This window comes from Pseudomonas sp. CM27 (assembly GCF_013179515.1).
Lineage (GTDB): Bacteria > Pseudomonadota > Gammaproteobacteria > Pseudomonadales > Pseudomonadaceae > Aquipseudomonas.
Map to the genome: position 1 here is coordinate 1 of NZ_JABMCN010000061.1, position 24,962 is coordinate 24,962.

Sequence of the window (24,962 nt, forward strand, 5' to 3'; positions counted from 1 at the left end):
CTCGCATCTGCCACCAACCGCGGCGGGTCGCCGGCGCGACGCGGCGCGTCGAGGGTATTGATCTGCCGGCCAGTCACCGACCGGGCGGTATCGATCACCTGCTGCACCGAGAACCCCAGGCCATTGCCCAGGTTGAACGCGGCCCGTTCACCGCCCGCCAGCAGGTAATCCACCGCCAGCGCATGCGCCGCGGCAAGGTCAGCCACATGCACGTAGTCGCGTATGCAGGTGCCATCTGCGGTGTCGTAGTCGCGGCCGAACACCGTCACCGCCTCGCGGCGGCCTGATGCGGCCTGCAGTATAAGCGGGATCAGGTGGGTCTCCGGATCGTGACGCTCCCCGAGCTGGCCTTCCGGGTCGGCACCCGCTGCATTGAAGTAGCGCAGGCAAACCGACTTCAGGCCATAGGCCCGGTCGAAGTCCTCGAGGATCTGCTCGACCATCCATTTGCTCAGCCCGTAAGGGTTGATCGGCCCCTTGGCGTGCGCTTCGTCGATGGGGACATACTGCGGGTTGCCGTAAACGGCGGCACTCGAAGAAAACACCAGATGCCTGATGCCGGCATTGACCATGGCCTGCAACAGAGAGAGGGTGGCCGCCACGTTGTTCTGGTAGTACTTGCCTGGCGCGCTCACCGACTCGCCCACCTGGATGAACGAGGCAAAGTGAAACACGGCGTCGAAGCGGCAGACGCCAAACAGCACATCCAGTGCGGGTTCGTCGGCAATGTCGAGTTTGGCCCACTGGATGCCCGGGCCGGGTGATACCAGGTCCGCCACCACCACCTCATGGCCGCTGCCCAGCAGGTGCTTGACCATGTGCGAGCCAATGTAGCCCGCGCCACCCACTACCAGAAACTTCATCCGCACCTCCTGTGTTCTGCTGTGTTGTACAGACGCAGTGAACCGTCCCTGAAACGTGCAGGTGGGATGATCAGCTACCGGTGACCTGAGCGTAGATGGCCATATGCTCTATTTCAAGAACAGCCAGTTGGACATGTAGTTGCCATCGAAAGTGACGGTGTAATGCCCATCCTTGTAGGCTGCCGGCAGGGCCTTCAGTTGCGCCTGTGCATCGCGGGCGAACAGTTTCAGGCCTGCAGGCGCCTTGATTGTCAGGCTGCCTTGCAGCGGTTCTACGTTGAACGGTGTCTTGTCATCGGCCTTGGGCATGGCACGGGTGCCGAGTGACAGCAGCAACTCGCGCGACTGGCCCAGGGGTTTGCCGTCCAGGCTTTGCAGCACCACGCTGGCGTAGGGTGTCTGCGTTTGCACCTCAAGCGCGCCCAGGCTGATCGAGCGGCCACCCAGCCAGCCGCTGGCGGCCTGGGTCAGCGGTGTGTCGATGGTGTAGATGCCTTGTTGCCAGTTGCGCTTCAGTTCGCCGGTGTCGGTCACCGACTCGCTGGCATCGGCGGCCAGCAGCGATTGCTGCGGGTCGTGCAGCACCTGCGCGTCAGCGGGGAGGGCGGCGGGCTTCAGCCAGGGCAGTTGTGGGGTCTGCGGCAAGGCAATCTGCAGCCGGCCTTTCTCCATGGCGGTGCGCAACAGTGGCGAATTGCGCGGGGTGATTTCCTGGTCGTACAGGGTGGCAGGCGTGGGCGCGAACACGTAGTGGGTGGTTGCCGGCTTCACGTCGCCGCGCCGATAAAGCAGGGCGGCAGCGGGCAGGGTGGCGAGCATGGCCGGATCGTTGTACGCGTGCCAGTTGTCTGCGGTGCGCCAACCTGGGTTGAAGCCTTGCTGGCTGTAGGCGTACTGCATCATCGCGTCCCAGCCCTGGTGGCTGGCAGTGCCGGCCACGTACAGCGGCAGTGAGTGGCGATCAGGCAGCGGGAATGGCTCGGCGTTCCACTCGGTCACGGTCAGTGGCTTGCCGACCACCTGGGCGGCAGCGATCCAGTCGATCATGCCGTCGCTGGTCAGCGGGTTTTTCTCCAGCTGGCCAATGGCACCGTAGCTGTGGGCGTCGATCACATCGCCCACCGTCAGGGCAGGCAGTGCGCTCAGCCCATTGCCGCCCCAGGTGCTGGTGGTGGCGATCGGCACCTTGACCCCAAGGCCGCGCAAGTGCGCGATCATGTCGGTGCTGAAGCGCTGCTCCAGTTCATTGAGGAACAGCTTCGACGGGCCATGCTCCCAGGCCCGCCAGGTCTGGTCGACGGGGAGGTCGTACTGCCTGGCGAAGGCTTCGGCCGCTTTCATGTAGCGTTTGCTGTGCTGCGGTACATCCTTGTTCGGCATCAGGGCGTTGCCGTAGTGTTGGGTGATGTCGTTCTCGTTGGTGATCAGCACGGCGGCGATGGCCGGGTCGTCCTTGTAAGCCAGGCCGGTGTATTCATTCACATGGGTCAGGTACTGCTCGGCGAACCGTTTCATCGCTTTCTGGATACTGTCGTTCACGTAGGCGTAACCCTTCAGGTCGACGCGACCTTCCTTCTCGGGCAGCTCATTGAAGTCTTCAATATTGTCGTCGGCGGTAAACGCACGCTGCACGTGCATGTCCAGCCAGATGTAGATGCCCTCATCCTTGAGTGCCTTGATCCACAGATCGAGCTTGCGCAGCGACTCGGCGCTGAGCTGCTGGGTATCACGCACCAGCGTACCGTCGCCAAACACGTTGGGGCTGACCCACGGCGAATCGTGGTGGTGCAGGCGCACCAGGTTGAAGCCCAGTGCCGACAGGCGCCTGGCCTGTTGGCGGATTTCTTCGTCGGGGCTTTTGAACAGCGCGTAGGCGGACATGTTGGTGCCCCAGAAGCGCACTGATGTGTTGTCGTCGAACATCAGCTGTTCACCGACCGCCTTGACGAAGCCGCGTTTGCCGGCGGGCTTTTCTGCCGCATTGAGGAACGACAGATCCACCGGCGAGGTGCGCCAGTCCAGCTGGTCATCGGGCCAGCTGGCGGGGTCGGCCAGGCCAAAGCGTTCGGTTGGGGTCGGCCCCAGGTCGATGTCGCCGGTCACGTTCAGCACCGCTTTGATCTGCTTGCGCCCGGCGTTGATCGGGTTGTCGTACAAAAAAGCGCGCAACTCGGAAGGGTTGCCGCGTTCGAAATACACCTTGGCCAGTGGCGGGTCGAAGCGCATTTCGATGCGTCGGCCCTGGTCAACCTGGCCCCATGACCAGCCACGATTACCCGGCAGCAGCTGCGGGGCGCCCATGCCTGCGGCGATCTGCGCCGGGTCGAACTGGAACACCATGCCGCCGCCAATCACCCCGCTCTGACGGCTGTGGGCGTCGAGGTCGAAGGCCCAGCTCAGGGTTTGCGGCTGCTCCTTGCGGATGTCGGCTGCCAGGTCGAAGTCCAGCTCCTTGTTCTTGCCCTGCAGTGTGTAGTGGTAGGGGCCATTGACCTTGAATGTCGTGTAGAAGCCGGTCCAGCTCCAGTTGGCGGCCCAGAAGTCGAACTTGGCCTGCATCACCGGCCCACCACCACGGGTCACCGTGGGCAGGCCATTCTGCTCATCGACACTGACCTGCCAGGCCGACGCCCAGCCTGCCAAAGGCAACAGGGCCAGGCCGGCCAACGCCGACAAGCGCAGCAGGTGACGTAGATCAAGCACGGTCATGGAGATTACCTGGGTTGAGGCCGGGGTCGGCCAGTTCGATGGCCTGGCTGCTGTGCAGCCTGCGCACCATCTGGATATAGGCCACGCCCAGCCCGGCGATCGACCAGTACACGACCGGGATGAAGGTGATGCTGCTGACGGTGAAGATGATCATCAGAATGCCGATGAGCGTTGCCAACAGCACCCGGCCAAGCTGTCGTCGCTCATCGTCCTTGTCGGCAAAGCTGAGCATGGCCTTGCGGATGCCGAACAGCACCACGGCGAAAAACGCCACGAACAGGCTTAGCCCGACCAGCCCGACGCGCAGTGCCAGGTTGATGTAGGTGTTGACGATGTCGATGATGCCTTCGCCCTGGATCATCGATTGCATTTCCGGGGTGTTACGGAAATCGAACGAGCCGAACAACGGGTTGCGTTGGATGACGATCCAGGAGTTGTCCATCAAGCGCTCGCGGTAGGTGATGTTCTCTTTTTCGATGTTGCCGATGTAGGGCAGCAGGTCCAGCACCTTTTCACCGCCTGGCACCACGGTCAGCAGGGGCAGGGCCAGCATGCCGGCTCCACCCAGCAGCGCCAGGCGCCTGACCGCCCCTTTGCCAAGGGCGATGAACACCACCACGATCACCACCGCGCCGATCCAGGGGCCGCGCGACAGCGGCGCGAACAGGCCGGCGGCCAGCAGCAGGGCGCCCATGGCGCGATGCAGCGGCCGTTGCACATAGCCCTGCACGAACAGGAACAAGCCAATCGCCACGCTCATCACATAGCCCAGCGCAATGGCTTGCCCGGTGGTGGCACTGGCGCGCAGCGAGCCGCCCCGGCTCAGGTAACCGGACATGCTCCATGGCACGCCCATGGCGTCGACCAGGGCGCTGTACAGCAACCAGTGACGCACGTACTCGGCCACGGCGATCAGGGCCAGCACGAAGGACGCCAGGACGAACGCCAGCAGGGTGTCCTTGAAGTCGCTGACCTGGCGCAGGCCCCGGCTGGCGACGTAATACGGCAGGAACACGTCGACGTACAGGTACAGCGCCTGGCGCAAGGTGTCGGTCAGGGTAGTCTCGCGCAGGTACAGCACGCTCATCAGCACCAGCCCGGCGGCCAGCAATCTGTCGGGCCAGGTACGACCGAAGCGCAGGGTGTCGCCTTGCTGGCGCAAGGCCAGTGCCGCCGGCAGCAGCACGCACAGGGTCAGCAGGCGAATGTGGTTGAGGTCGACCAGGTAATTGACCACGCCAAACCCGGGCACTTGCACCGATGCCGGCGGAATCAGGAACAGCAACATGTAGAACAGCGCCATGGGGTTATGTTCACGGCGCCCGGCGATGAACAGGATCACGCCGCCGGCGGCCAGGTACAGCCAGAAGCTGTGCGACACGAAGGCCAGCACAGTCAGCAGGAACCACAGGTTGCGCCGGCGCTTGTAGTCGCCCAGCGGGATCAGGTCGGTGGCAGGGCGGCGCGACAGCACGAACACCACGCTTGCCAGAAACAGAATGACGATCAACGCACGAAAATGTTCAGGCATCGGCTATGTACACCTTTCCCTCGGTGGGCAACGGCTAGCATCGTGGCTAATTGAAACTATAGTGACTTTTAGCCAATCAGTCAGAGATTGAAGTCATGCCGTCGATTGATGTGACAGCTGCCGCGAGCCTGCGCGACCGGGCTCTGCGAGCCGGGTCCTGGAACCTGCTCTCGCAGGTCGCGTCGCAGGTGATGCGCCTGGGCGGTAACCTGATCATGGCGCGCTTGCTGCTACCGGAAATGTTCGGGGTAATGGTTATTGCCACCACGGTTTCGGTACTCCTTCACCTGCTGTCGGACGTCGGGCTGCGGCAGAACATCATCCAGAGCCACCGGGGTGATGACCCGGACTTCCTCAATACCGCCTGGACCGTGCAGATCATCCGCGGCTTCCTGTTGTTTGGCCTGACCCTGCTGCTGGCCTTTGGCGCGTGGCTGGCCCAGGTGGCCGAACTGTGGCCGGCCGACTCCACCTATGCCGCGCCGGTGCTGCCGATGGTGCTGGCAGTGACCGGGCTGTCGGCGCTCATCTGGGGTTTCCAGTCCACCAAGATAGATGTCGCTGTCAGAACTTTCCAACAGAAGCGCGTGGTGCTGGTGGACCTGGCCTCGCAGGTCGCCGGTCTGGTGGTGATGCTGGTAATGGGCTTGCTGACCCACTCGATCTGGGCGCTCGTTATCGCCGGCCTGGTATCGGCCGTGGCCTGGACCGTACTGGGGCATACCGCCCTGGAAGGCCCCGGCAACCACTTGCGCTGGGACCGCACGGCGCTGACCGAGCTGATCGTGTTCGGCCGCTGGATCCTGCTGTCGTCGATGGTGGGTGTGCTGGCCATGTACGGCGACCGGATCCTGTTTGGCGCCAGTATGTCGGCGGCGCAACTGGGCGTGTATTCGATTGCCGTGCTGATTCTGGGCGCGGTGCAGACCGCGCTGATGAAAGTGGTCGGCGCTGTGGCACTGCCCGCGTTCAGCGAAGCGGCGCGGGCCGATGACAAGGCACGCCTGAAGGCGCTGTATCACCGCTTCCGCCTGCTGGTCGACCTGCTGGTGTTGTTCATCTGTGGCGGTTTTTTGACCGCCAGCCCGTTGCTGATCGGCTGGATGTACGACGAGCGCTACCAGGAAGCTGGCCCTATGCTAGCAATTCTTTCACTCTCGTTCCTCACATTGCGCTATACATTGGCACATCAGGTATGGATTGCCTTGGGCCTGACCAAGTACCAGGCCATGGACAACATCATCCGCCTGGTCTCACTGTGGGGGCTGCTACCGCTGCTGCTGGCGCTGGGCGGTGTGGAGTGGGCGATCTGGGGGGTTGCCCTGCATACCGTGCCGACGCTGGTGCTGGTCGTGTATGTGAATTGCAAACTGGATATATTCAGCCTCAAACGTGAGCTGGTGGTGCTGCCTATGCTACCGGTCGGGGCGCTGTGCGGGGCGCTGCTGACAGCCTTCTTCAACTGGCTGTGACGCAGCTTGCAGGGTAAAACTTTCAATGGTACAGGTCACGGGATCATGGGGAAGCTTACGTTTTGTACTGCGCAGTTGGGTCGTCGGGGCTTTCTTCAGAGTTGTGTATTGCTGGGCGTGGGTGGCGCGGTGTTTGGCGCTTCGTCGGCGGTCGTTGGCAAATCCGCTGAAAAGCCCGGTTTTGTGGTGATCAACGGCTGGGTCCTGCCGTCCCGTTACTTCCGGAACGCGCAAGCATGATCAATGACTATCAGCAGCAAAAGACGCTGCGCGACAGCTACGATTTCTGCATCGTCGGTGCCGGGCCTGCCGGCATCACGCTGGGCCTGCGCCTGGCCGCCGCTGGCTGGAGCGTGCTGCTCGCCGAAGGCGGGGGGCGCGAGCACGCGCTGCAGTCGCAAGGCTTGTATGCCTGTGAATCCACGGGCCTGGAACTGTATGCCGAGGAAACCCGCCTGCGTTACCTGGGTGGCACCTCCAACCACTGGGCCGGCCGTTGCCGGCCATTCACCCCCTCCGACTTCACCCTCGCCCCGCCTGGCGAGCTGCCTGGCTGGCCGATCCCCTATTCGGAGATTGAAGGCTACCTGCCAGCGGCCATGGAGATCGTCGACCTGCCCAGCGGGGCGGAATTCCATGCAATGAATACCGGGCTCAACGGCGGCGATTTCGAGCCTGATCGCTTCCTGCTCAGCCCGCCTACGCGTTTCGCGCAGAAATACGCCACGGCCCTTGAACAGACCAAGGGCCTGGACGTGTTCATCAACTGCAACTGTGTCGACCTGGAGTTCGACACGGCTTCCGGCCGCCTGGCTGCGGTGGTGTTGTCCGACTACCAGCACAACCGTCAGCGCCTGGTGGCAAGCAACTTCATCCTGGCCACCGGCGCCATCGAGAATGCCCGGCAGTTGCTGAACAGCCAGTCACTGCTGGCGGCAGGCGTGGTGAGCAAGAAGGGGCTGGTCGGTGGGTGTTTCATGGAACACCTGAACATCGAGCTGGGCACTTTCATCCTCAAGTCAGGGCAGGACCCGGAGCCCCGCCAGTACTACACCACCGATGCCTTCGTCGACGAGTACAAGGCCGGTAAAGGCAATGTCACGGCCGTATTGCTGGCCGACGTGCAAACCTATGGGCGCACGGCCGAGGTCAAGCATTTTCTGGAGAACCTGGCCTGCGACATGGGTATTTCCAGCAAGGTCGAGTTCGTCGCCAAGTTCAGCTGCCCCGGTGACGGCGTGATCAGCACCATGATCGAGCAGTTTCCCAACTTGCAAAGCCGCATTTCGCTGCTGGACGAGAAGGACGCGCTGGGTGTGGCCAAGGTCAATGTCAATTGGGCCCTGAGCGCTGATGACCGGCATACCATCAAATGCATCGGCAGCGAACTGGCCCAGCAGTTTGCCGAAATGGACCTGGGCTTCGTCAAGCTCAACGACTTCGTCTATGACACCTCGATACCGCTGAAAATGGCGCCACATGCCCACCACATGGGCACCACGCGCATGGCCGCCTCGCCGCAGTACGGCGTTGTCGATGCCAACTGCAAGGTGTTCGGTACCGAAAACCTGTACGTCGCCGGCAGCAGTATCTTTGCCAAGGGCGGCGCCTCCAACCCGACCATGCCGTTGTTGCAGTTTGCCGTGCGGCTGGCCGACCACCTCGATGCCAAGATGAGAGCGGCCAGCGGCGCCGCAGCGTGAAGCATGTTGTACATGGGTTGAGTGCGCGGCGGTCAGTACCTAGAAGAACGAGCCCCGAAGCGCCTCAGGGACAGTCCAGATTGCAATGATTGCGAGGCCAGGCAGTATGAAGGGATGGATACGTAGTGCCGTGACGCGTTATGTCCACGCAACCGGGCGGGGAACCTCGTTCTACAAGAGGTTCTTCAACCCAACAGGCCTGGAGTGGGGCGCCTACCTGGCCCGCTGGGGCGGTTTCCACTCGGTGGGCAGCAACTTCTTTGTCAACCAGGGGTGCAACATCACCGACCCGTCGCTGGTACGCATCGGTAACAGCGTGGGGTTGTCCGACTGTACCTTGATCGGTCATGACGGCGTGGTATTGCTGATCGAACACCGCTTCGGCAAGCACCTGGACTCGGTCGGTTTCATCGACATCAAGGACAACTGCTTCATCGGCCACGGTGCCATCGTCATGCCCCGCGTGACCATCGGGCCGGAGTCGATCGTGGCGGCTGGCGCGGTGGTTACCAAGGACGTACCGCCCGGGACTGTCTATGGCGGCAATCCGGCCACCTTCATCTGCACCACCGAGGCGTTGATCCAGCGGGTGGAGGCACGCTGCGAAGCCTACCCGTGGATCGACATCGTCAAGCAACGCAAGGGTGCTTACGACCCGGAGGTGGAACCGATGCTCAGGGCGCAACGGCGCCAGTATTTCTTCGGGGACAGCAATAATGGCTAAGCCTGTGGATGTGATGGTGGTCAACTTCAACACCGCCGGGTTGTTGCAGCCCATGTTCGATGCGCTGCGCCAGGCCGACAGCGAACGGCTGGCCAGCTACCTGGTGGTGGACAACGCCTCGGCCGACGACTCGGTGCAGCGCCTGGCCGAGGTGTGCCCGCAAGCGCTGTTGCTGAGCAACAAGCAGAACATCGGTTTTGGCCGCGCCAACAACCAGTTGCTGGCGCACTTGCAAGGCAAGTACGCCTTGCTGCTGAACACCGATGCATTCGTCGCCGCCGACTCCCTGCAGAAAACCGTCGACTACATGGATGCCCACCCGGAGTGTGGCGTGCTGGGCGTGCGCCTGGAGGGCCGCGATGGCGACTTGCAGCCCAGCTGCCGCTACTTCCCGACCCCCCTCAACGTGTTTGTCGGGCGAACCGGGCTGGGGCGCTTTTTCCCCGGCTTGAAAATGGTCGACGAAATGAACTGGGACCATGCCTCGGTGCGCGAATGCGACTGGCTGCCTGGCTGTTTCTACCTGGTGCGCCGCGAAGTGCTCGACCAGGTCGGCCTGTTCGACCCGCGCTACTTCCTTTATTACGAGGAGGTCGACCATTGCAAGCGGGTCAAGGAGGCGGGCTGGAAGGTGGTGTTCTACCCGCATACCACGGTGGTGCACATCGGCGGTGAAAGCTCCAAGTCGGTGGCCGAGCTGGAGGCGGCCAGCCGGCAGATTTCGTCATACCAGATCGAAAGCGAGTTGCTGTACTTCCGCAAGCATCATGGCGTGGCGGGCCTGGCCCTGCACATGCTGCTCGTCACCCTGGGGGACCTGGTGCTGGCACTCAAGGCGCTGTTGAAACGACGCGGATGGGGCGCGATCCAGGCCTGCTGGCGGCATTGCCGGGCGACCTGGTCACTGCTGCTCAAGACCCGCTACGCCAGCCAACCGACAAGGTAGGTAGAGCCATGTTCGAGAATATCCGTGCCGATTTGCGCGCCCATGGCGGCGACTGGGGCGCCCAGGGTTTCTGGGTACTGCTGGTATATCGCTTCGGCCGCTGGCGCTACCACGTTCGCCCGGCACTGCTGCGCAAGCTGTGCTCGTTCATCTACAAGGTGCTGTTCAAGTTCGTGCAGATCATCACCGGTATCGAGCTGCCCTGCGAGGTAGAGATCGGGCGCAACTTTGTCATCGACCATTTTGGCGGCATCGTCGTCAGTGGCTATGCCCGCTTTGGCGATGACTGCCGCATCCGCAACGGCGTGGTGGTGGGTTTGAAAAATGTCGACGAACCGATTGCCCCGGTATTCGGCAACAATGTCGATATCGGTACCGGAGCCAAGGTGCTGGGCAGCATCCGCATCGGCAACAACGTGATCATCGGCGCCAATGCCGTGGTGCTGGTGGATGTGCCGGACAACTCGCTTGCAGTGGGGGTGCCGGCCACCATCAAGGCGCGGCAACCGGCCGCCACGGCAGCGGTGGAGTGACACCCATGGCGACAGGGATCGGGGTGGTGGTTATCGGCCGCAACGAAGGCCAGCGCCTGGCGCGCTGCCTGGGTTCGCTGGCGCAGGGTGCGGACCGGGTCATGTATGTCGACTCGGGCTCCACCGACGGCTCGCTGCCGCTGGCGCGCAGCCTGGGGGTGGAGGTAATGGCGCTGGACATGCGCCGCCCGTTCACCGCTGCGCGCGCACGCAACGAAGGCTTCGTCGCCTTGCGGCAGCTATCGCCTTCGATACAGCTGGTGCAGTTCGTCGATGGCGATTGCGAGGTGGATGCAGGCTGGCTGGCCACGGCGCAGGCGTTTCTGCATGACCACCCCGACGTGGCGGTGGTGTGTGGCCGCCGGCGTGAGCGCTTCCCGCAGCGCTCGGTGTACAACCTGCTGTGCGACCTGGAGTGGGACACCCCCATCGGTGAGGCCAAGGCCTGCGGCGGCGATGCACTGATGCGCGCGGACGCATTTGCCGCGGTCGGCGGTTTTCGCCCCGACCTGATCGCCGGCGAAGAGCCAGAACTGTGCGTGCGCTTGCGGGCCAAAGGGTGGAAGGTCTGGCGCCTGGCCGCCGAAATGACCCTGCACGACGCCGCCATGACCCGTTTCAGCCAGTGGTGGCGGCGTAGCCTGCGCGCTGGACATGCCTATGCCGAGGGGGCTTACCTGCATGGCCGGCCGCCAGAGCGGCACTGGCTGCGCGAGTCACGCCGGGCCTGGTTGTGGGGCCTGGGCATACCGCTGGCCATCGTCCTGGCCTGCCTGCTGCTGGGCAGCTGGGGCCTGCTGTTGCTGTTGATCTACCCGCTACAGGCAGTACGCCTGGCCCGCCGTGGTGGCAAGTCGGCGCGCGAGAACTGGCTGCAGGCGGTGTTTCTGGTGTTGGGCAAGTTCCCGGAAATGCTCGGCCAGCTGAAATTCTTGCGCCACCGCTTTGCGGCCGGCAAATCGGCGTTGATCGAGTACAAGTGAGAGAAACCCATGATGCTCGGCACCCTCGTGAAAAGCGTGTTCACCTTGCAACCGGGCTACTCGTTGCGGGCGTTGAACAACAAGTACAAGCTGACGCTGCAGATTGCCAGGCAATGGCCTGAGCTTGAGGCGTTCAGCCGGCGCATGACGGTGGCCCTGGGACGGCAAGGTCTGCAGCGGCTGGGCGTGGACTGCATCGGCGTGGTGCAATGGCCCTACATCAGCCAGCGCTGGGAGGCGCCCGAGCGCCTGGAGGTGGTGGCGTCGCACTTTGAAGTGCTGGCCGGGCAGTTTCCGGCACTGTTGCTGCTGGGGCGCGACGAAAGCCTGACGCTGTGCGATCTGGCGGCGCATTCGCCAGGCTGCCGCCTGGTGCTTGACCGGCCGATCTGGTTCAAGCGCGAAGGCGAGCTGGTGCTGAACCTGTTCCAGGGCGACCTGCGCGTGGCCTCCCTGGCATTCACCCTGTGCCGTAGCCAGGGTGAGCTGTGCCTGTTCATCGGTGCCGTGCAGGGCATTCACAAAGGCATCGACAGCGAAACCTCGCTGGCCATCTACCGCGACCTGACCAAGGACTTCGAGGGCCTGCGCCCGCGCAGCCTGCTGCTCGAAGCCTTGAAGTGCCTGGCCAGGACGTTGGGCGTGACGCAGCTGTATGCGGTCAGCGATGCCTGCCGGCATCACCGCCACCCGTATTTTGGCAACGACAAAGGCCAGGACCTGGCGGCCAACTACGACGTGATCTGGCAGGAAAACGCCGCCACAGCGTCGAATCGCGAGGACTTCTTCGCCATCCCGCTGGCACCCGCGCAGCGGGCAGAAGCGGACATTCCGGCGAAGAAACGGGCGATGTATCGCCGCCGCCAGGCGTTGCTCGACGATCTTTTCAACCGCTTGCAGGCAGCATTGCCAAGCAGCGGGAGCAACCTTGGACTACAAGGAAAACAGGGGGATGCATTTGTCGTGAGTGCATCAGCAGTGGATCGACCACCTGTAGTCGACAGCCTGAAGTGAAGGTTGCCTGAGGCGGTAGGTCATCAAGCGGGTTTGGATGTGGATTCGTATGCGCATTGCTTACTTCATCAATCAGTACCCGAAAGTCAGCCACAGTTTCATCCGTCGCGAGATCCTGGCGCTGGAGCGCCAGGGGGTAGAGGTGCAGCGCATCGCCCTGCGCGGGTGGGACGCCGAGGTGCAGGACGCCGAGGACGTGAGCGAACGGGACAAGACCCGCTATGTATTGCAAGGCGGGCTCAAGGGGCTGCTGGCGCCGACGTGGCAGGTGCTGCGGGCACAGCCTGGACGGTTTTTCCGGGCGCTGCGGCTGGCCATGCGCCTGGGCCTGCGAGCCGACCGCAGCTGGCCTTACCACATGGTCTACCTGGCCGAGGCTTGCCAGGTAGTGCAATGGCTGCAGGCAGGGGAGGCGAAACACGTGCACGCCCATTTCGGCACCAACTCCACCGAAGTCGTGATGCTGGCCAACGCGCTGGGCGGGCCGGCGTACAGCTTTACCGTGCACGGGCCGGAAGAGTTCGACAAGCCGCAGTTTCTGCATATGGGCGAGAAGGTGCGGCGTGCGGCTTTTGTGGCGGCGGTGAGCTCTTACGGGCGCAGTCAGCTGTTCCGCTGGGTGGCGCACGAGCACTGGGCCAAGGTCAAGGTGGTGCATTGCGGCCTGGAGCGTGGTTTTCATGAGGTGCCACCGGTTGCCGTGCCCACGGCGCCGCGGCTGGTGTGCGTAGGGCGCCTGTGCGAACAGAAAGGCCAGCTGCTGCTGCTGGAGGCGGCGCGCAGGCTGGCCGCCGAGTCGATCGCTTTCGAGCTGGTACTGGCCGGTGACGGCGAGATGCGCGGGGAGATCGAGGCCTTGATTGCCCGGCATGGCCTACAGCAACACGTGCGCATCACCGGCTGGATCAGCAGTGCCCAGGTGCGCGAAGAAATCCTCGCCGCCCGCGCGCTGGTGTTGCCCAGTTTCGCCGAGGGCCTGCCGGTGGTGATCATGGAAGCCATGGCCCTGCGCCGGCCAGTGCTGACCACCTATGTAGCGGGCATCCCCGAACTGGTGCGGCCGGGCGAAAACGGCTGGCTGTTCCCGGCCGGAGCCGTGGACGAGCTGACCACCGCCATGGCCGACTGCCTGGCGCAGCCCGCCGAGGCCCTCCAGCGGATGGGCGAGGCGGCCTACCAGCGCGTGTTGCAACGGCACGATATCGACACCGAGGCGGCCAGGCTGGCCGGCTACTTCAAGGCATTCGCATGATAAGTGTATTGGGTTGGTTGCTGGGCCTGCTGACGGTCATCGTCCTGGTGCCGGTGTTGGTGTTGCTGGTGCAGGTGCTGATGGCGTGCCTGCCGGTGCGGGTGCGGCCGCTGGGTAGCGGCGATCGTCCGCGGCTAGCGGTGTTGGTGCCCGCCCATGACGAGGCTTCGATCATTCGTGCCACGCTGGCGAGCGTTGTTCCGCAATTGCGCGAAGGCGACCGCTTGCTGGTGGTGGCCGACAACTGCACTGACGACACCGCGCAGCTGGCCCGCGAAGCCGGCGCCGAAGTGGTGGAGCGCCACGATGCGTTGCTGCGCGGCAAAGGCTACGCCCTGGATTTCGGCGTGCGGCACCTGGCCGAGCAGCCGCCTGAGGTGGTGATCGTGGTCGACGCCGATTGCCTGGTCGCGGCAGGGGCCATCGACTGCCTGGCGCGGCGTTACCGCGAGGCCGGTCGGCCGGTACAGTCGCTGTACCTGATGCGCGCCCCCGCCGGTGCCGGGTTGAAAGTGCAGGTGGCCGAGTTCGCCTGGCGGGTCAAGAACCTGGTACGCCCACGCGGCTGGTCGCGTTTGGGGCTGCCGTGCCAGCTAATGGGCGCAGGCATGGCCTTCGGTTGGGACGACCTGGCCTTGATCAACCTGGCCAATGGTCACCTGGTCGAGGATGTGAAGCTGGGCCTGGACCTCTGTCAGCAGGGCAAGCCGCCACTGTTCTGCCCGGAGGCCCTGGTCACCAGCCAGTTCCCGCTCAGCCAGCAAGGCCTCACCAGCCAGCGCACCCGCTGGGAGCATGGCCATCTGGGCCTGATGCTGGCAGACGCCCCTAAACGCGCGGCGGCCGCCTTCAGGCAGCGCAACGGCAGCCTGGCGGCGATGACCCTGGACTTGCTGGTGCCGCCGCTGGCGTTGCTGGTGCTGACGTTACTGGGGCTCAACCTGCTGACCTGGCTGGCGTACCTGCTGTTTGGCCTGGCCACACCGGCGTGGCTCGCCCTGGGTGCACTGGCATTGCTGGGCTTGGCGGTGGTGCTGGCCTGGGCGCGCTTCTGTCGCGAGCTGATCCCGTTTTCGGTACTGCTGTATGCCCCGTTCTACGCCGCAAGGAAAATTCCCTTGTACCTGAGTTTCCTGATCAGGCGCCAGGTCGAGTGGGTGCGTTCAAAAAGGGATGACGACTGATGGCTCAGTGGCTGTGGCAGGAACGCTGGAAGCGCATTATCTGCCAGCTGGAAGTGGTGGCAGACGGCGCCTCGGCGCAGCACCTGCTGGACCGCCTGGCGACCCCCGAAACGGCCACGGTGCTGGGCTTCGTCAACGCCCATGCGATGAACCTGGTGGTGCGTGATGGCGCCTATTGCCAGGCACTGTCGGCTGCCGATGTGCTGCTGCGCGATGGCTCGGGCATGGCGATGCTATACCGCCGCCTGGGGCTGGAGCCCGGGCTGAACATGAATGGCACCGACTTCATTCCAACGCTGATGGTGGCCTACCGTGGGCGCCGGGTGGCGTTCTGGGGCACCCGACAACCCTTCCTGGACCAGGCCGCGCAACGCTGTGAAAGCCTGTTTGGCGTAGTGCCGGTGTCCGTTCACGACGGTTTTGCCAGCGTCGAAACCTACCTGCAGCTGGCCCGCGAGCAACGTCCCGAACTGATCGTGCTGGGGATGGGGATGCCCAAGCAGGAAGCCGTGGCCGCACGGTTGGCGGCCGTCGGCGGCCCGTGCCTGATCGTGTGCGGCGGAGCCATCCTGGACTTTCTCGGTGGCAAGGTCAGCCGCGCTCCTGGTTGGCTGCGGCGCTTGGGTGGCGAGTGGCTGTACCGGCTGGTACGCGAGCCCAGGCGCTTGTTCATGCGTTATGTGGTGGGCAACCCATTGTTCTTGTTGCGCACCCTGCTGTACCGCCGAGCCGTGGATTCGGCCAGGCGCACCGTATAAATCGGCCAAAATGCGCGTGCTGGGTGATTCCCGGCTCGCCAGCAACGGGTGGCTGCTACAGTGATATCAATGGCTTGGGCGCGGCACTATCCTGCTCCACTGGCTTTGCAAAAGCTGTTTCAAGACTGGCTGTTTGATGAAAGGCATTCGCTACGCTCAAATTCATGAGGTCTGAGATGGTTTTCGAACCCAGAAGCAGTCGCTCCTTGCTCCAGAGAAGAAGCAGCGTAAGCAACGCCATCCAGGCGGGCCTCGATGGCATCGCCGTGACCGGCATTGCCTGGTACCTGATCTACGACCAGTTCGGCTACATCACCTCCGATTACGTGATCATGCTGCTGTTGCTGATTGGTGCATTGGCGGTCATTTACGACCATTACGCGATCTACCGCACCAACGTCGGGCTTTCCATCAAGGCCTTCCGGCTGTTCAAGGCGTGGTCGGCAACGTTCTGTTTCCTGGTGGTGATGGCCTTCCTGACCAAGCAGAGCGAAACCTATTCGCGGCTATTGGTCGGGCAACTGTTCGTCATTGGTTACGTGGCCCAGTTGTTCCTGCACTTTGCGGTGCGTGAGTTGCAAAAGCGCTTTACCGCGCATGCGCGCCTGGACAATGCCCTGATCATTGGCGCCGGTGACCTGGCCAACTTTTTGTATCAGAAGATCAGCAACAACCCGTGGTTCGGCGAACGGGTGCTGGGTTGCGTGCTGATCGACAACGCTGACGATCAGGGCCGCGAGAATACCGAGGGCAAGCAGCGGCTGCCGGTGCTGGGGCATGTTGCCGATCTGGACGAGCTGGTGGCCAAGCACGCTATCCGTACCGTGTACCTGGTCACGCCATTGGGTGGCTCCGAAGTGATCAATGACGTGTACTTCAAGCTGCTCGACAAGTGCATTGCCGTGAACTGGGTGCCGGATATCTTCTCGTTGCGCCTTATCAACCATAGCGTGCGGGAAATCGCCGGTATCCCGGTGCTGACGCTGTCGGAAACGCCGTTGACGGGCATGAGCCTGTTCTTGAAAAACCTTGAGGACAGGGTGCTGGCGGCGCTGATCCTGCTGTGTGCGTCACCGGTGTTGCTGGCGGTGGCCTTGGCCATCAAGATCGATAGCCGCGGCCCGGTGTTCTTCCGCCAGGAACGCACGGGCTGGACCGGCGAATCGTTCCGCATCTGGAAGTTCAGGAGCATGCATGTTCACCAGCCGGAGCAGGGCGTGGTGAAGCAGGCGCAGAAGAATGACCCGCGGCTGACCCGGGTCGGTGCCTTCATTCGCCGCACCAGCCTGGATGAGCTGCCACAGTTGTTCAATGTGCTGACCGGGGAAATGTCGCTGGTCGGGCCCCGGCCGCATGCCTTGCAACATGACACGTTGTACTCGCAGGACATCGTCGATTACTTCGCCCGCCACAACATCAAACCTGGCATGACCGGCCTGGCGCAGGTGCGTGGCTTCAGGGGCGAAACCAGGGATATCGAGCAGATGATCCAGCGGGTTGACTCGGACATCGAGTACATCAACAACTGGTCGCTGTGGCTGGATTTCGTGATTCTGGTGCGCACATTGAACGCCTTCACCGGCAAGCAAGCGTATTAGGATCCGCGAGCATTCTGGGGAGCCGCTACTCCTTGTTTAGCGGATGCAGCTCCCTGAATCCCCGGGCTTCCTCCACCAGCCAGTCATGCACCGCCCGCGCCCCCGGCTGGTTCAACCCCCCTGGCGGGTAATGCACCACGTAACGCTTGTGGTTGGCGATAGGCACGCCGAACGGCACGATCAGCGCCCCGCGTTCCAGTTCATCGTTAAGCAGCGTGCGTCGGGCAATCGCCACACCAATGCCGGCAATGGCGGCCTCGATGGTGAGGTGGTTGCGGTTGAAGGTATGCCCACGCCGCACATCCAGGCCCGCGGCACCGATGCCCTCGAGGTAGAACTCCCATTCCGCATATTCCGAGCTGCCGCGCCAGGCGGTGATGTCGTGCAGCAGCGGGTAGTGCGCCAGGTCGGCCGGCCCATGCAGGGGCGGCCGACCGCGCAGCAGGCTGGGTGAGCACACCGGAAAGATCTGTTCATCCAGCAATGGTGTCGAAAGCATGCCTGGGTAACTGCCATCGTTCAGGTCGATGGCCAGGTCGAAATCACCAGGGTTCAGCGCCTGCGCACTGTCTTCAGCCACCAGCCGCAGCTCGATGTCCGGGTAGCGCTGCTGAAAGCGCGGCAGCCGTGGCGTGAGCCATTTGGCCAGGAACGACGGGATCGAGCGCACGCGCAAGGTGCCCCGGATTTCACCCGCGTCCAGGCGCAGCAGCTCGGCCTCGATGCTGCCGTAGGCCTCGGCCACCGTCTGCGCCAGGCGCTGTCCCTCGGCGCTCAGCTCCACCCCACGCGCCCGGCGCAGGAACAGCCGGTAGCCCAGGCGTTCTTCCAGCTGGCGCATCTGCTGGCTGACCGCGCCCGGGGTAATGTGCAGCTCTTCGGCGCAGCGGGTAAAGGACAGATGCCGGGCTGCACAGGCGAACACGTGCAGCCAGACGAACACCTGACCGTTGAGTTGTCCTTTCATCGTTTAGTACCACTAAAGGCTTGCTTAGAAAGTTTCGTTGGTCATCCGTTACCCAGGGCGTCAGTATCACGCAAAATCGCGTCAAAGCTCAATTTCTCTAGATACCCGTGCTTTGGATACATATCAAGGTACGGTCAGGCATTAGTATGGCTATCAGTGTTTTCGACCTCTTCAAAATCGGCATCGGGCCCTCCAGCTCCCACACTGTCGGCCCCATGCGGGCAGCGGCGACATTTGCCCAGGTCCTGCGCGAGCAGGGGCTGCTGGCAGGGGTAACGCGCGTCGAAGTGCGGCTGTATGGCTCGCTGTCGGCTACCGGGGTGGGCCATGCTACCGACCGTGCCTGCCTGCTGGGGCTGATGGGCCAGTGGCCAGACCGTATCGACCCGGCCACCATCGAGTCACGCATCGGTCAGGTGCTGCAGGAGCAGTGCCTGATGCTCGATGGCAGCCACCCGCTGGCGTTCGAGTACGCACGCGACATGTTGTTGCTCGACGAGAACCTGCCGTATCACCCCAATGCCATGAGCCTCGAAGCCATGGGCGGGCAGGGCAGTCTGTTGCGCCAGACCTACTATTCGGTGGGTGGCGGCTTTATCGTAGAGCAGGCCGAAATCGATGCGCCGGCGGACGCTGCGAATGCAGTGGCATTGCCTTACGAGTTCGACAGTGCTGCCCAGCTGCTGGCGTTGTGCAAGGCGCACAACCTGAGCGTGGCGCAACTGATGATGGCCAACGAATGTGCCTGGCGCCCGGAAGCCGAGGTGCGTGAAGGCCTGCTGCGTATCTGGGCTGCAATGCAGGATTGCGTAGATAACGGGCTGCGCAACGAGGGCATCCTGCCTGGCGGTCTGCACGTCAAACGTCGCGCGGCCCGGTTGCACCGCAGCCTGCAGGAGCTGGGCAAACCCAACGTGATCGGCTCGACGCTCAGCGCCATGGAATGGGTCAACCTGTTTGCCCTGGCGGTCAACGAAGAGAACGCCGCCGGTGGGCGCATGGTGACCGCGCCTACCAACGGTGCTGCCGGTATCATCCCGGCGGTGTTGCACTACTACATGAAATTCAACCCGACCACGAGCGATGCCGATGTGGTGGATTTCCTGCTTGGCGCAGCGGCTGTCGGCATTCTCTGCAAGAAGAATGCATCGATTTCCGGCGCCGAAGTCGGCTGCCAGGGCGAGGTGGGATCGGCCTGTTCGATGGCCGCTGCCGGCCTGGCCCAGGTGCTGGGTGCCACGCCACCCCAGCTGGAAAACGCGGCCGAGATCGCCCTGGAACACAACCTCGGGCTGACCTGCGATCCGGTCGGCGGACTGGTGCAAGTGCCGTGCATCGAGCGTAACGCGATTGCTGCGGTGAAGGCGATCAACGCCGTGCAGATGGCGCTGCGTGGGGATGGTGAGCACTTTATTTCACTCGACCGGGTGATCCGCACCATGCGTGACACCGGCGCGGACATGCATGCCAACTACAAGGAAACCTCTCGGGGCGGCCTGGCGGTTGCGTTCGTCGAGTGTTGATTCTGCCGTAGGAGCAGCCTAGCGCTGCGAAGAGGCCGGTAGCTGAAGTAGTTTCTGCATTCCTGAACCGGCCTCTTCGCAGCACAAGGCTGCTCCTGCAGTGTCCGCTGCAAGGCTTAGCGGGCTTTCTGCTTCGCCTCGATGAAGCTGGCGCGCATGTCCTTGGCCCAGCCGTCCAGTACTGGCTTGACGTCATTCAAGGTCAGTTTCTGGGTATCGTTTTCAAGTTCCTGACCCGCGCCTTTGCGCACCACCTGGGCCAACACCTTCTGATTGGCGCCATCCAGGAAGGCAGCCTCCACACCCACATCCACATCCTGGTCACGGCCACCGGTGGCCGTGTTCACGCCTGCCGCAATCAGCGCGATGGGGATCACCTCATACGGCCTGAGCCCCTCGTTGCTGGTGGACACCGCAGTAATTGCCGGGCGCACCACGATTACCCCCGGGCCGGGGCCCTTGGCCAGTGGCATCACGCTACCGATTTCACGGCGCAGCGCTTCATTGAAGTAGCGGGTGATCTCCTGCAGCGTCTGCGCCGAGATGACGGCTGTCGGCTGCGGCTTGGGGTAGAACTGGCTGGGCTCGACGAACACCTGGCTGTACTGGTTGATGTTGGCCTTGGGGTCGATCCAGCGCATTACCGGGTCACCCGACGGGCTCTTGGCTTCTTGCAGCCGGCTGTAATCCTTGAGGAAGCCGGAATAGTCCTTGGGGTCAACGCTATGGCTGGAGCAGGCGGCTACGGCAAGCAGCGCGGCGCACAACAGGGTAAGGCGGGGCAGTGATTTCATGATGAAGAGGCATCCATGAGAGGTCGGCCAGAACAACGCTAGCAGGTGCGAGACGGTTGGCCAGTGGGCATCGCGTGTCCAGGCGGCGAAATTTCCTACCGATACATAGGATCATGCCAACTAGTCATCAGCGACCGGTAGTGGAAAGCTATGCCCGATACGGGTATGGTTGGGTTGTGTAATGGAAATTTTCAAGCGCAAGGATTTCGCGCGTTGGCAAGCTGCTCACAGGCTCAGTGACGAAATGCTCTGCAAAACCGTGGATGATGTGCAGGGGCCTGGTCGATGCAAGCCTGGGTGGGGAGTTGTTCAAAAAACGCGTAGCTGCGCAGGGTATGGGCAAGCGTGGTGGTTATCGAACCCTGGTTTCCGCCCGCATCGGCAATCGCTGTGTGTTCCTGTATGGTTTCGCCAAAAGCGACAAGGCCACTATCACGCAGGAAGAGCAAAAGGCGCTGCAATTCGCAGGCAAGGTTTTTCTGGACTTATCACCGTTGGCGCTTGGCCGGGCGATTCTAGCGGGTGTGTTGATGGAGGTCTGCTGTGAGCAGCAAATTGATTGAATCGTTACGTGAGGACCTTGTTGCGCTGCACAAGGCCGGGGCAGTCGGCAAAGTCACCCTTCGCGATTACGAAGCGCTGTGTCCCGCGCCCGTGCGGGATTTCAGCGCGCTGGACATCCGTCGATTGCGCGAGGCGCTCAACTTCAGTCAACCGGTCTTTGCGATGCATTTACATACCAGTGCGTCGACGGTTCGCAAATGGGAGCAGGGCGAGACAAGCCCTTCCGGGCCTGCCTTGAAGTTGCTGAATGTCATTAAAGACAAAGGCCTGCAGGTTCTTCTTTAAGCCTCCATTTGCCCCGAAGCGGCTGCCTGGCTGCTACCCCAGCACCTCGCGCAACCGGTACCACAACATTCCCAGGGCCAGCAGCGGCGAGCGCAATGCCTTGCCGCCAGGGAAGGTCAGGTGTGGTACGGCGCTGAACACATCCAGGCCCTGGCTATGGCCGACAGCAATGCCTTCGGCCAGCAGCTTCGCCGTCCAGTGGGTCACGTTCAGGCCATGCCCGGAATAGCCTTGAGCGTAATACACGTTCGGGTATTGGCTGAGTCGCCCGACCTGAGGGAAGCGGTTGGCGGTAATGCCGATCATGCCGCCCCATTGGTAGTCGATGCGCACATTGGCCAGTTGCGGGAACACCTTCAGCACCTTTGGTCGCATATACGCGGCAATGTCCTTGGGGTCGCGCCCGGAGTAGTGGCAGGCGCCGCCGAACAGCAGGCGGCGGTCTGCGGTGAGGCGGTAGTAGTCCAGGCCGACCTTCTGGTCGCACAGCGCCATGTTCTGCGGGATCAGGCTGCTGGCCAGTGCCTTGGGCAATGGCTCGGTAGCGACCACGTAGCTGCCGGCCGGTAGCACCTTGCCGCTCAAGCGCGGTTCCAGTTCATCGAGGTGGGCGTTGCAACCCAGCACCAGGCTGCTCGCCCGTACCTTGCCGCGTGCGGTATGCACGCCAACGCTGGGGCCGTGCTCGATGCGCAGTACCGGGCTCTGCTCGAAGATGCGCACACCCAGGCCATGGGCGGCGCGGGCTTCGCCCTGGACCAGGTCCAGCGGGTGGAGGTGGCCCGAGCCCATGTCGACCAGGCCGCCGGCATACTGGTCGCTGGCAACGATCTCATGCAATTGGCCGGCGTCGACCAGGCGGGTTTCAGGGCGGTAGCCCAGCGCGGCCAGGTCATCCTGTTCATCCTTGAAGGCCTCGAACTGGGCGGGGGTGTTGGCCAGCTCACAGAATCCCCAGCGCAGGTCGCAATCGATGCCGTACTGGGCGATGCGGCTGGCGACCAGCGCCACAGAGTCGATGCCGGCCTGCTTCAGGTAGCGCACGCCATCCTGGCCGACATGCCGGGCGAAACCGCTGACGTCGTGGCCGATGCCGCGAATCAGCTGGCCACCATTGCGCCCGCTGGCGCCCCAGCCGATGCGTCGGCCTTCCAGCAGTACCACCGACAGGCCGCGCTCGGCCAGCTCCAGGGCCGTATTGACGCCGGTCAGCCCGCCGCCGACCACGCACACGTCGGCCGTCAGTTCGCCGTCCAGGCTGGGGTAGGGCGCTGCATCGCGAGCCGTGGCGGCGTAGTACGATGCGGTGTGTTGGGTATCGAAAGACATGGGCGTTCTCGGCTCAGCGATTGGACTTGATCTTGCTCCACGAGCGGGTCATGAGGCGCATGATCTTCGGGCTCGGGGTGCTGGAGATGTACAGCTTGTCCAGCACGTCCTGGGGTGGGTAGATCTCGGCGTTGTGCACCAGTGATGCATCCATGTAGGCCTTGGCGTCCGGGTTGGCGTTGGCATAGCCGACCGTGGCGCTGACCTTGGCGATCACCTTGGGGTCGAGCAGGTAGTTGATGAAAGCCAGGGCCTGGTCGGGGTTGCTGGCGTCCTTGGGGATGGCCAGCAGGTCGAACCACAGGTTGCTGCCTTCCTTGGGAATGCTGTAGGCGATGTTCACGCCGTTGTTGGCCTCCACGGCGCGGTTGGCAGCCTGGAACACGTCGCCGGAGTAGCCGAAGGCCACGCAGACATCGCCGTTGGCCAGGTCGGAGACGTACTTGGAGGAATGGAAGTAGGTGATGTACGGGCGCAGCTTGAGCAAGCGGTCTTCGGCTTTGGCGTAATCGGCCGGTGATTCGCTGCCCGGGTCCAGGCCCAGGTAGTTGAGCATGGCCGGGAACAGTTCGTCGGGCGAGTCCATGAATGCCACGCCGCATTGCTTGAGCTTTTTCAGGTTCTCGGGCTCGAACAGCACCGCCCACGAGTCGATATGGTCGACGCCCAGCGCCGCCTTGACCTTGTCGACGTTGTAGCCGATGCCACTGGTACCCCACAGGTAAGGCACGGCGTACTGGTTACCCGGGTCGTTCTGTTCAAGCTGCTTGAGCAGTTTGGGGTCCAGGTGCTGCCAGTTCGTCAGCTTGCTGCGGTCCAGCGGCAGAAACGCACCGGCCTGGGCCTGGCGAGCGAGGAAGTGGTTGGACGGCACCACCACGTCATACCCGGTACGCCCGGCCAGCAGCTTGCCTTCGAGGGTTTCGTTGGAGTCGAACACGTCATACACCACCTTGATCCCGCTGCTGGCCTGGAAGTCGGCCAGAGTGGTGTCACCTATGTAGTCGGTCCAGTTGTACACGCTGACGCTGGGGACGGCGTGGGCGGTGGTGGCGAACAGCAGGGTGAATGCAGCGGGTATCAGGGTTTGCAGATGACGCATGGGGACACCTCGTTGGTCTTGTTCTTCGAGTTCGGTGTTAAAGGGGGCTGCTTCGCAGCCCAATCGCCGGCAAGCCAGCTCCCACAGGTACAGCGCTGGCTTCAGGCTCATGGGTAACCTGTGGGAGCTGGCTTGCCGGCGATTGGGGTGCAAAGCACCCCCAGACGGTCAGACGCTCATCATCAGGAACTCGCGTTCCCACGAGCTGATCACCCGCTTGTAGTTCTCGTGCTCGGCACGCTTGACTGCCACGTAGCCCTGGACGAACTGCTTGCCCAGGTACTCCTGCACGGTCTCGCAGTCCTCCATGTGCTGCAGCGCGTCCTCGATAGTGATCGGCAGGCGCAGGTTGCGCCGCTCGTAGGCACGGCCCTGCACCGGGGCACTGGGGTTGATCTGCTCGACCATGCCCAGGTAGCCGCACAGCAGGCTGGCGGCGATGGCCAGATACGGGTTGGCATCGGCGCCCGGCAAGCGGTTTTCAACGCGCATTGCCTCGGGGCTGGAGGTGGGCACCCGCAGGCCGGCCGTGCGGTTTTCTTCACCCCACTCGACATTGACCGGTGCCGAGGTGTCCGGCAGGAAGCGGCGGAACGAGTTGACGTTGGGGGCGAACATCGGCAGCAGCTTGGGGATGTACTTCTGCAAGCCGCCGATATGGTGCAGGAACAGCTGGCTCATGCTGCCGTCTTCATTGGCGAAAATCGGCTTGCCGGTCGCGATGTCGACCACGCTCTGGTGCAAGTGCATGGCACTGCCCGGCTCGTCGGTGATCGGCTTGGCCATGAAGGTGGCGGCCACGTTGTGCTTGAGCGCCGCTTCGCGCATGGTGCGCTTGAACACGGTGATCTGGTCGGCCAGGTCCAGCGCGTCGCCGTGGCGGAAGTTGATCTCCATCTGCGCCGGGCCGTCTTCGTGGATCAGCGTGTCCAGGTCCAGGCCCTGGATTTCGCACCAGTCGTAGACGTCTTCGAACAACGGGTCGAATTCGTTGGCGGCATCGATCGAGAACGACTGGCGGCCGCTTTCGGCACGCCCGGAGCGCCCCAGCGGGACTTGCAGCGGCAAGTCCGGGTCTTCGCAGCGTTTGGTCAGGTAGAATTCCATCTCGGGCGCGACGATCGGCTG

The 24,962-nt window shown here is 63.1% G+C and carries 21 protein-coding genes and 1 pseudogene; 14 read left to right on the top strand and 8 right to left on the bottom strand.

Going from position 1 to position 24,962, the window contains the following annotated elements:
• The 3 genes from galE to HP547_RS10180 form a co-directional block, all read right to left on the bottom strand.
• A partial coding sequence (gene galE, locus HP547_RS10170) for a UDP-glucose 4-epimerase GalE (protein ID WP_172286216.1) occupies window positions 1–863 on the bottom strand: 863 nt, incomplete at its 3' end.
• 108 nt (window positions 864–971) lie between these two features.
• Window positions 972–3,572, bottom strand: a complete 2,601-nt coding sequence (locus HP547_RS10175; RefSeq protein WP_172286217.1) for a cellulase family glycosylhydrolase — start codon at window positions 3,570–3,572, stop codon at window positions 972–974.
• Window positions 3,559–5,103, bottom strand: a complete 1,545-nt coding sequence (locus HP547_RS10180; protein ID WP_172286218.1) for an O-antigen ligase family protein — start codon at window positions 5,101–5,103, stop codon at window positions 3,559–3,561. Before HP547_RS10180 ends, HP547_RS10175 begins: the two co-directional genes overlap by 14 nt.
• Before the next feature lie 95 nt (window positions 5,104–5,198).
• Between HP547_RS10180 and HP547_RS10185 the strand changes: the two genes are divergently transcribed.
• The 11 genes from HP547_RS10185 (at window position 5,199) to HP547_RS10235 (ending at window position 17,270) form a co-directional block, all read left to right on the top strand.
• On the top strand, window positions 5,199–6,575 hold the full coding sequence (locus tag HP547_RS10185; protein WP_172225046.1) for an oligosaccharide flippase family protein: 1,377 nt from the start codon (window positions 5,199–5,201) through the stop codon (window positions 6,573–6,575).
• A 236-nt stretch (window positions 6,576–6,811) separates the two neighbouring features.
• The gene (locus HP547_RS10190) at window positions 6,812–8,278 is read left to right on the top strand and encodes an FAD-dependent oxidoreductase (protein WP_172286219.1); all 1,467 of its coding nucleotides are present in this window, start codon (window positions 6,812–6,814) and stop codon (window positions 8,276–8,278) included.
• A gap of 106 nt (window positions 8,279–8,384) precedes the next feature.
• Window positions 8,385–9,002, top strand: coding sequence for an acyltransferase (locus HP547_RS10195; RefSeq protein WP_172286220.1), 618 nt, complete (start codon window positions 8,385–8,387; stop codon window positions 9,000–9,002).
• On the top strand, window positions 8,992–9,948 hold the full coding sequence (locus HP547_RS10200) for a glycosyltransferase (RefSeq protein WP_172286228.1): 957 nt from the start codon (window positions 8,992–8,994) through the stop codon (window positions 9,946–9,948). Before HP547_RS10195 ends, HP547_RS10200 begins: the two co-directional genes overlap by 11 nt.
• Before the next feature lie 8 nt (window positions 9,949–9,956).
• Window positions 9,957–10,481 carry a serine O-acetyltransferase gene (locus HP547_RS10205; protein WP_172286221.1) on the top strand — a complete coding sequence of 175 codons (525 nt, stop codon included), beginning with the start codon at window positions 9,957–9,959 and terminating at the stop codon, window positions 10,479–10,481.
• 5 nt (window positions 10,482–10,486) lie between these two features.
• Window positions 10,487–11,464, top strand: coding sequence for a glycosyltransferase family 2 protein (locus tag HP547_RS10210; protein WP_172286222.1), 978 nt, complete (start codon window positions 10,487–10,489; stop codon window positions 11,462–11,464).
• 9 nt (window positions 11,465–11,473) lie between these two features.
• Window positions 11,474–12,478 carry a VirK/YbjX family protein gene (locus HP547_RS10215; protein ID WP_172229163.1) on the top strand — a complete coding sequence of 335 codons (1,005 nt, stop codon included), beginning with the start codon at window positions 11,474–11,476 and terminating at the stop codon, window positions 12,476–12,478.
• 49 nt (window positions 12,479–12,527) lie between these two features.
• Window positions 12,528–13,730 carry a glycosyltransferase family 4 protein gene (locus tag HP547_RS10220; RefSeq protein ID WP_172229165.1) on the top strand — a complete coding sequence of 401 codons (1,203 nt, stop codon included), beginning with the start codon at window positions 12,528–12,530 and terminating at the stop codon, window positions 13,728–13,730.
• Window positions 13,727–14,914 (top strand): glycosyltransferase family 2 protein, encoded by a 1,188-nt coding sequence (locus HP547_RS10225; RefSeq protein ID WP_172229167.1) that lies wholly within the window; start codon window positions 13,727–13,729, stop codon window positions 14,912–14,914. Before HP547_RS10220 ends, HP547_RS10225 begins: the two co-directional genes overlap by 4 nt.
• Complete coding sequence (locus HP547_RS10230; RefSeq protein ID WP_172286223.1) at window positions 14,914–15,672, top strand: WecB/TagA/CpsF family glycosyltransferase; 759 nt, start codon at window positions 14,914–14,916, stop codon at window positions 15,670–15,672. Before HP547_RS10225 ends, HP547_RS10230 begins: the two co-directional genes overlap by 1 nt.
• A 176-nt stretch (window positions 15,673–15,848) precedes the next feature.
• The gene (locus tag HP547_RS10235; protein WP_172286224.1) at window positions 15,849–17,270 is read left to right on the top strand and encodes an undecaprenyl-phosphate glucose phosphotransferase; all 1,422 of its coding nucleotides are present in this window, start codon (window positions 15,849–15,851) and stop codon (window positions 17,268–17,270) included.
• 25 nt (window positions 17,271–17,295) lie between these two features.
• Here the strand turns inward: HP547_RS10235 and HP547_RS10240 are convergent, their stop codons facing one another.
• Window positions 17,296–18,237, bottom strand: coding sequence for a LysR substrate-binding domain-containing protein (locus HP547_RS10240; RefSeq protein ID WP_172229180.1), 942 nt, complete (start codon window positions 18,235–18,237; stop codon window positions 17,296–17,298).
• A 146-nt stretch (window positions 18,238–18,383) separates the two neighbouring features.
• Between HP547_RS10240 and HP547_RS10245 the strand changes: the two genes are divergently transcribed.
• A complete protein-coding gene (locus HP547_RS10245) occupies window positions 18,384–19,760 on the top strand; it encodes an L-serine ammonia-lyase (RefSeq protein WP_172286225.1) in 1,377 nt (458 codons plus the stop codon).
• Between the two features lie 116 nt (window positions 19,761–19,876).
• On the opposite strand, the gene HP547_RS10250 is transcribed toward HP547_RS10245, so the two are convergent.
• Window positions 19,877–20,554 carry a DUF3313 domain-containing protein gene (locus HP547_RS10250; RefSeq protein WP_172229915.1) on the bottom strand — a complete coding sequence of 226 codons (678 nt, stop codon included), beginning with the start codon at window positions 20,552–20,554 and terminating at the stop codon, window positions 19,877–19,879.
• A 181-nt stretch (window positions 20,555–20,735) separates the two neighbouring features.
• Here HP547_RS10250 and HP547_RS10255 point away from each other — a divergent pair.
• Both HP547_RS10255 and HP547_RS10260 read left to right on the top strand, forming a co-directional pair.
• Window positions 20,736–21,117, top strand: a pseudogene (locus HP547_RS10255) (type II toxin-antitoxin system RelE/ParE family toxin).
• On the top strand, window positions 21,098–21,403 hold the full coding sequence (locus HP547_RS10260; protein ID WP_172229921.1) for a DNA-binding transcriptional regulator: 306 nt from the start codon (window positions 21,098–21,100) through the stop codon (window positions 21,401–21,403). The pseudogene HP547_RS10255 and the gene HP547_RS10260 overlap by 20 nt, the downstream one beginning before the upstream one ends.
• 33 nt (window positions 21,404–21,436) lie before the next feature.
• Here HP547_RS10260 and HP547_RS10265 read toward each other — a convergent pair whose 3' ends face one another.
• The 3 genes from HP547_RS10265 to HP547_RS10275 all read right to left on the bottom strand — a co-directional run.
• On the bottom strand, window positions 21,437–22,732 hold the full coding sequence (locus HP547_RS10265; RefSeq protein ID WP_172286226.1) for an FAD-binding oxidoreductase: 1,296 nt from the start codon (window positions 22,730–22,732) through the stop codon (window positions 21,437–21,439).
• 13 nt (window positions 22,733–22,745) lie between these two features.
• On the bottom strand, window positions 22,746–23,834 hold the full coding sequence (locus HP547_RS10270) for a polyamine ABC transporter substrate-binding protein (RefSeq protein ID WP_172229927.1): 1,089 nt from the start codon (window positions 23,832–23,834) through the stop codon (window positions 22,746–22,748).
• A 168-nt stretch (window positions 23,835–24,002) separates the two neighbouring features.
• On the bottom strand, window positions 24,003–24,962 hold a 960-nt coding region (locus HP547_RS10275), incomplete at its 5' end, for a glutamine synthetase family protein (RefSeq protein WP_172286227.1).

Coding starts and splice junctions, on each gene's coding strand:
- HP547_RS10195 (WP_172286220.1), top strand. CDS start 8,385: ATGAAGGGATGGATACGTAGTGCCGTGACGCGTTATGTCCACGCAACC.
- HP547_RS10240 (WP_172229180.1), bottom strand. CDS start 18,237: ATGAAAGGACAACTCAACGGTCAGGTGTTCGTCTGGCTGCACGTGTTC.
- HP547_RS10265 (WP_172286226.1), bottom strand. CDS start 22,732: ATGTCTTTCGATACCCAACACACCGCATCGTACTACGCCGCCACGGCT.
- HP547_RS10220 (WP_172229165.1), top strand. CDS start 12,528: ATGCGCATTGCTTACTTCATCAATCAGTACCCGAAAGTCAGCCACAGT.
- HP547_RS10180 (WP_172286218.1), bottom strand. CDS start 5,103: ATGCCTGAACATTTTCGTGCGTTGATCGTCATTCTGTTTCTGGCAAGC.
- HP547_RS10185 (WP_172225046.1), top strand. CDS start 5,199: ATGCCGTCGATTGATGTGACAGCTGCCGCGAGCCTGCGCGACCGGGCT.
- HP547_RS10230 (WP_172286223.1), top strand. CDS start 14,914: ATGGCTCAGTGGCTGTGGCAGGAACGCTGGAAGCGCATTATCTGCCAG.
- HP547_RS10210 (WP_172286222.1), top strand. CDS start 10,487: ATGGCGACAGGGATCGGGGTGGTGGTTATCGGCCGCAACGAAGGCCAG.
- HP547_RS10205 (WP_172286221.1), top strand. CDS start 9,957: ATGTTCGAGAATATCCGTGCCGATTTGCGCGCCCATGGCGGCGACTGG.
- HP547_RS10225 (WP_172229167.1), top strand. CDS start 13,727: ATGATAAGTGTATTGGGTTGGTTGCTGGGCCTGCTGACGGTCATCGTC.
- HP547_RS10270 (WP_172229927.1), bottom strand. CDS start 23,834: ATGCGTCATCTGCAAACCCTGATACCCGCTGCATTCACCCTGCTGTTC.
- HP547_RS10190 (WP_172286219.1), top strand. CDS start 6,812: ATGATCAATGACTATCAGCAGCAAAAGACGCTGCGCGACAGCTACGAT.
- HP547_RS10215 (WP_172229163.1), top strand. CDS start 11,474: ATGATGCTCGGCACCCTCGTGAAAAGCGTGTTCACCTTGCAACCGGGC.
- HP547_RS10175 (WP_172286217.1), bottom strand. CDS start 3,572: ATGACCGTGCTTGATCTACGTCACCTGCTGCGCTTGTCGGCGTTGGCC.
- HP547_RS10245 (WP_172286225.1), top strand. CDS start 18,384: ATGGCTATCAGTGTTTTCGACCTCTTCAAAATCGGCATCGGGCCCTCC.
- HP547_RS10250 (WP_172229915.1), bottom strand. CDS start 20,554: ATGAAATCACTGCCCCGCCTTACCCTGTTGTGCGCCGCGCTGCTTGCC.
- HP547_RS10235 (WP_172286224.1), top strand. CDS start 15,849: ATGGTTTTCGAACCCAGAAGCAGTCGCTCCTTGCTCCAGAGAAGAAGC.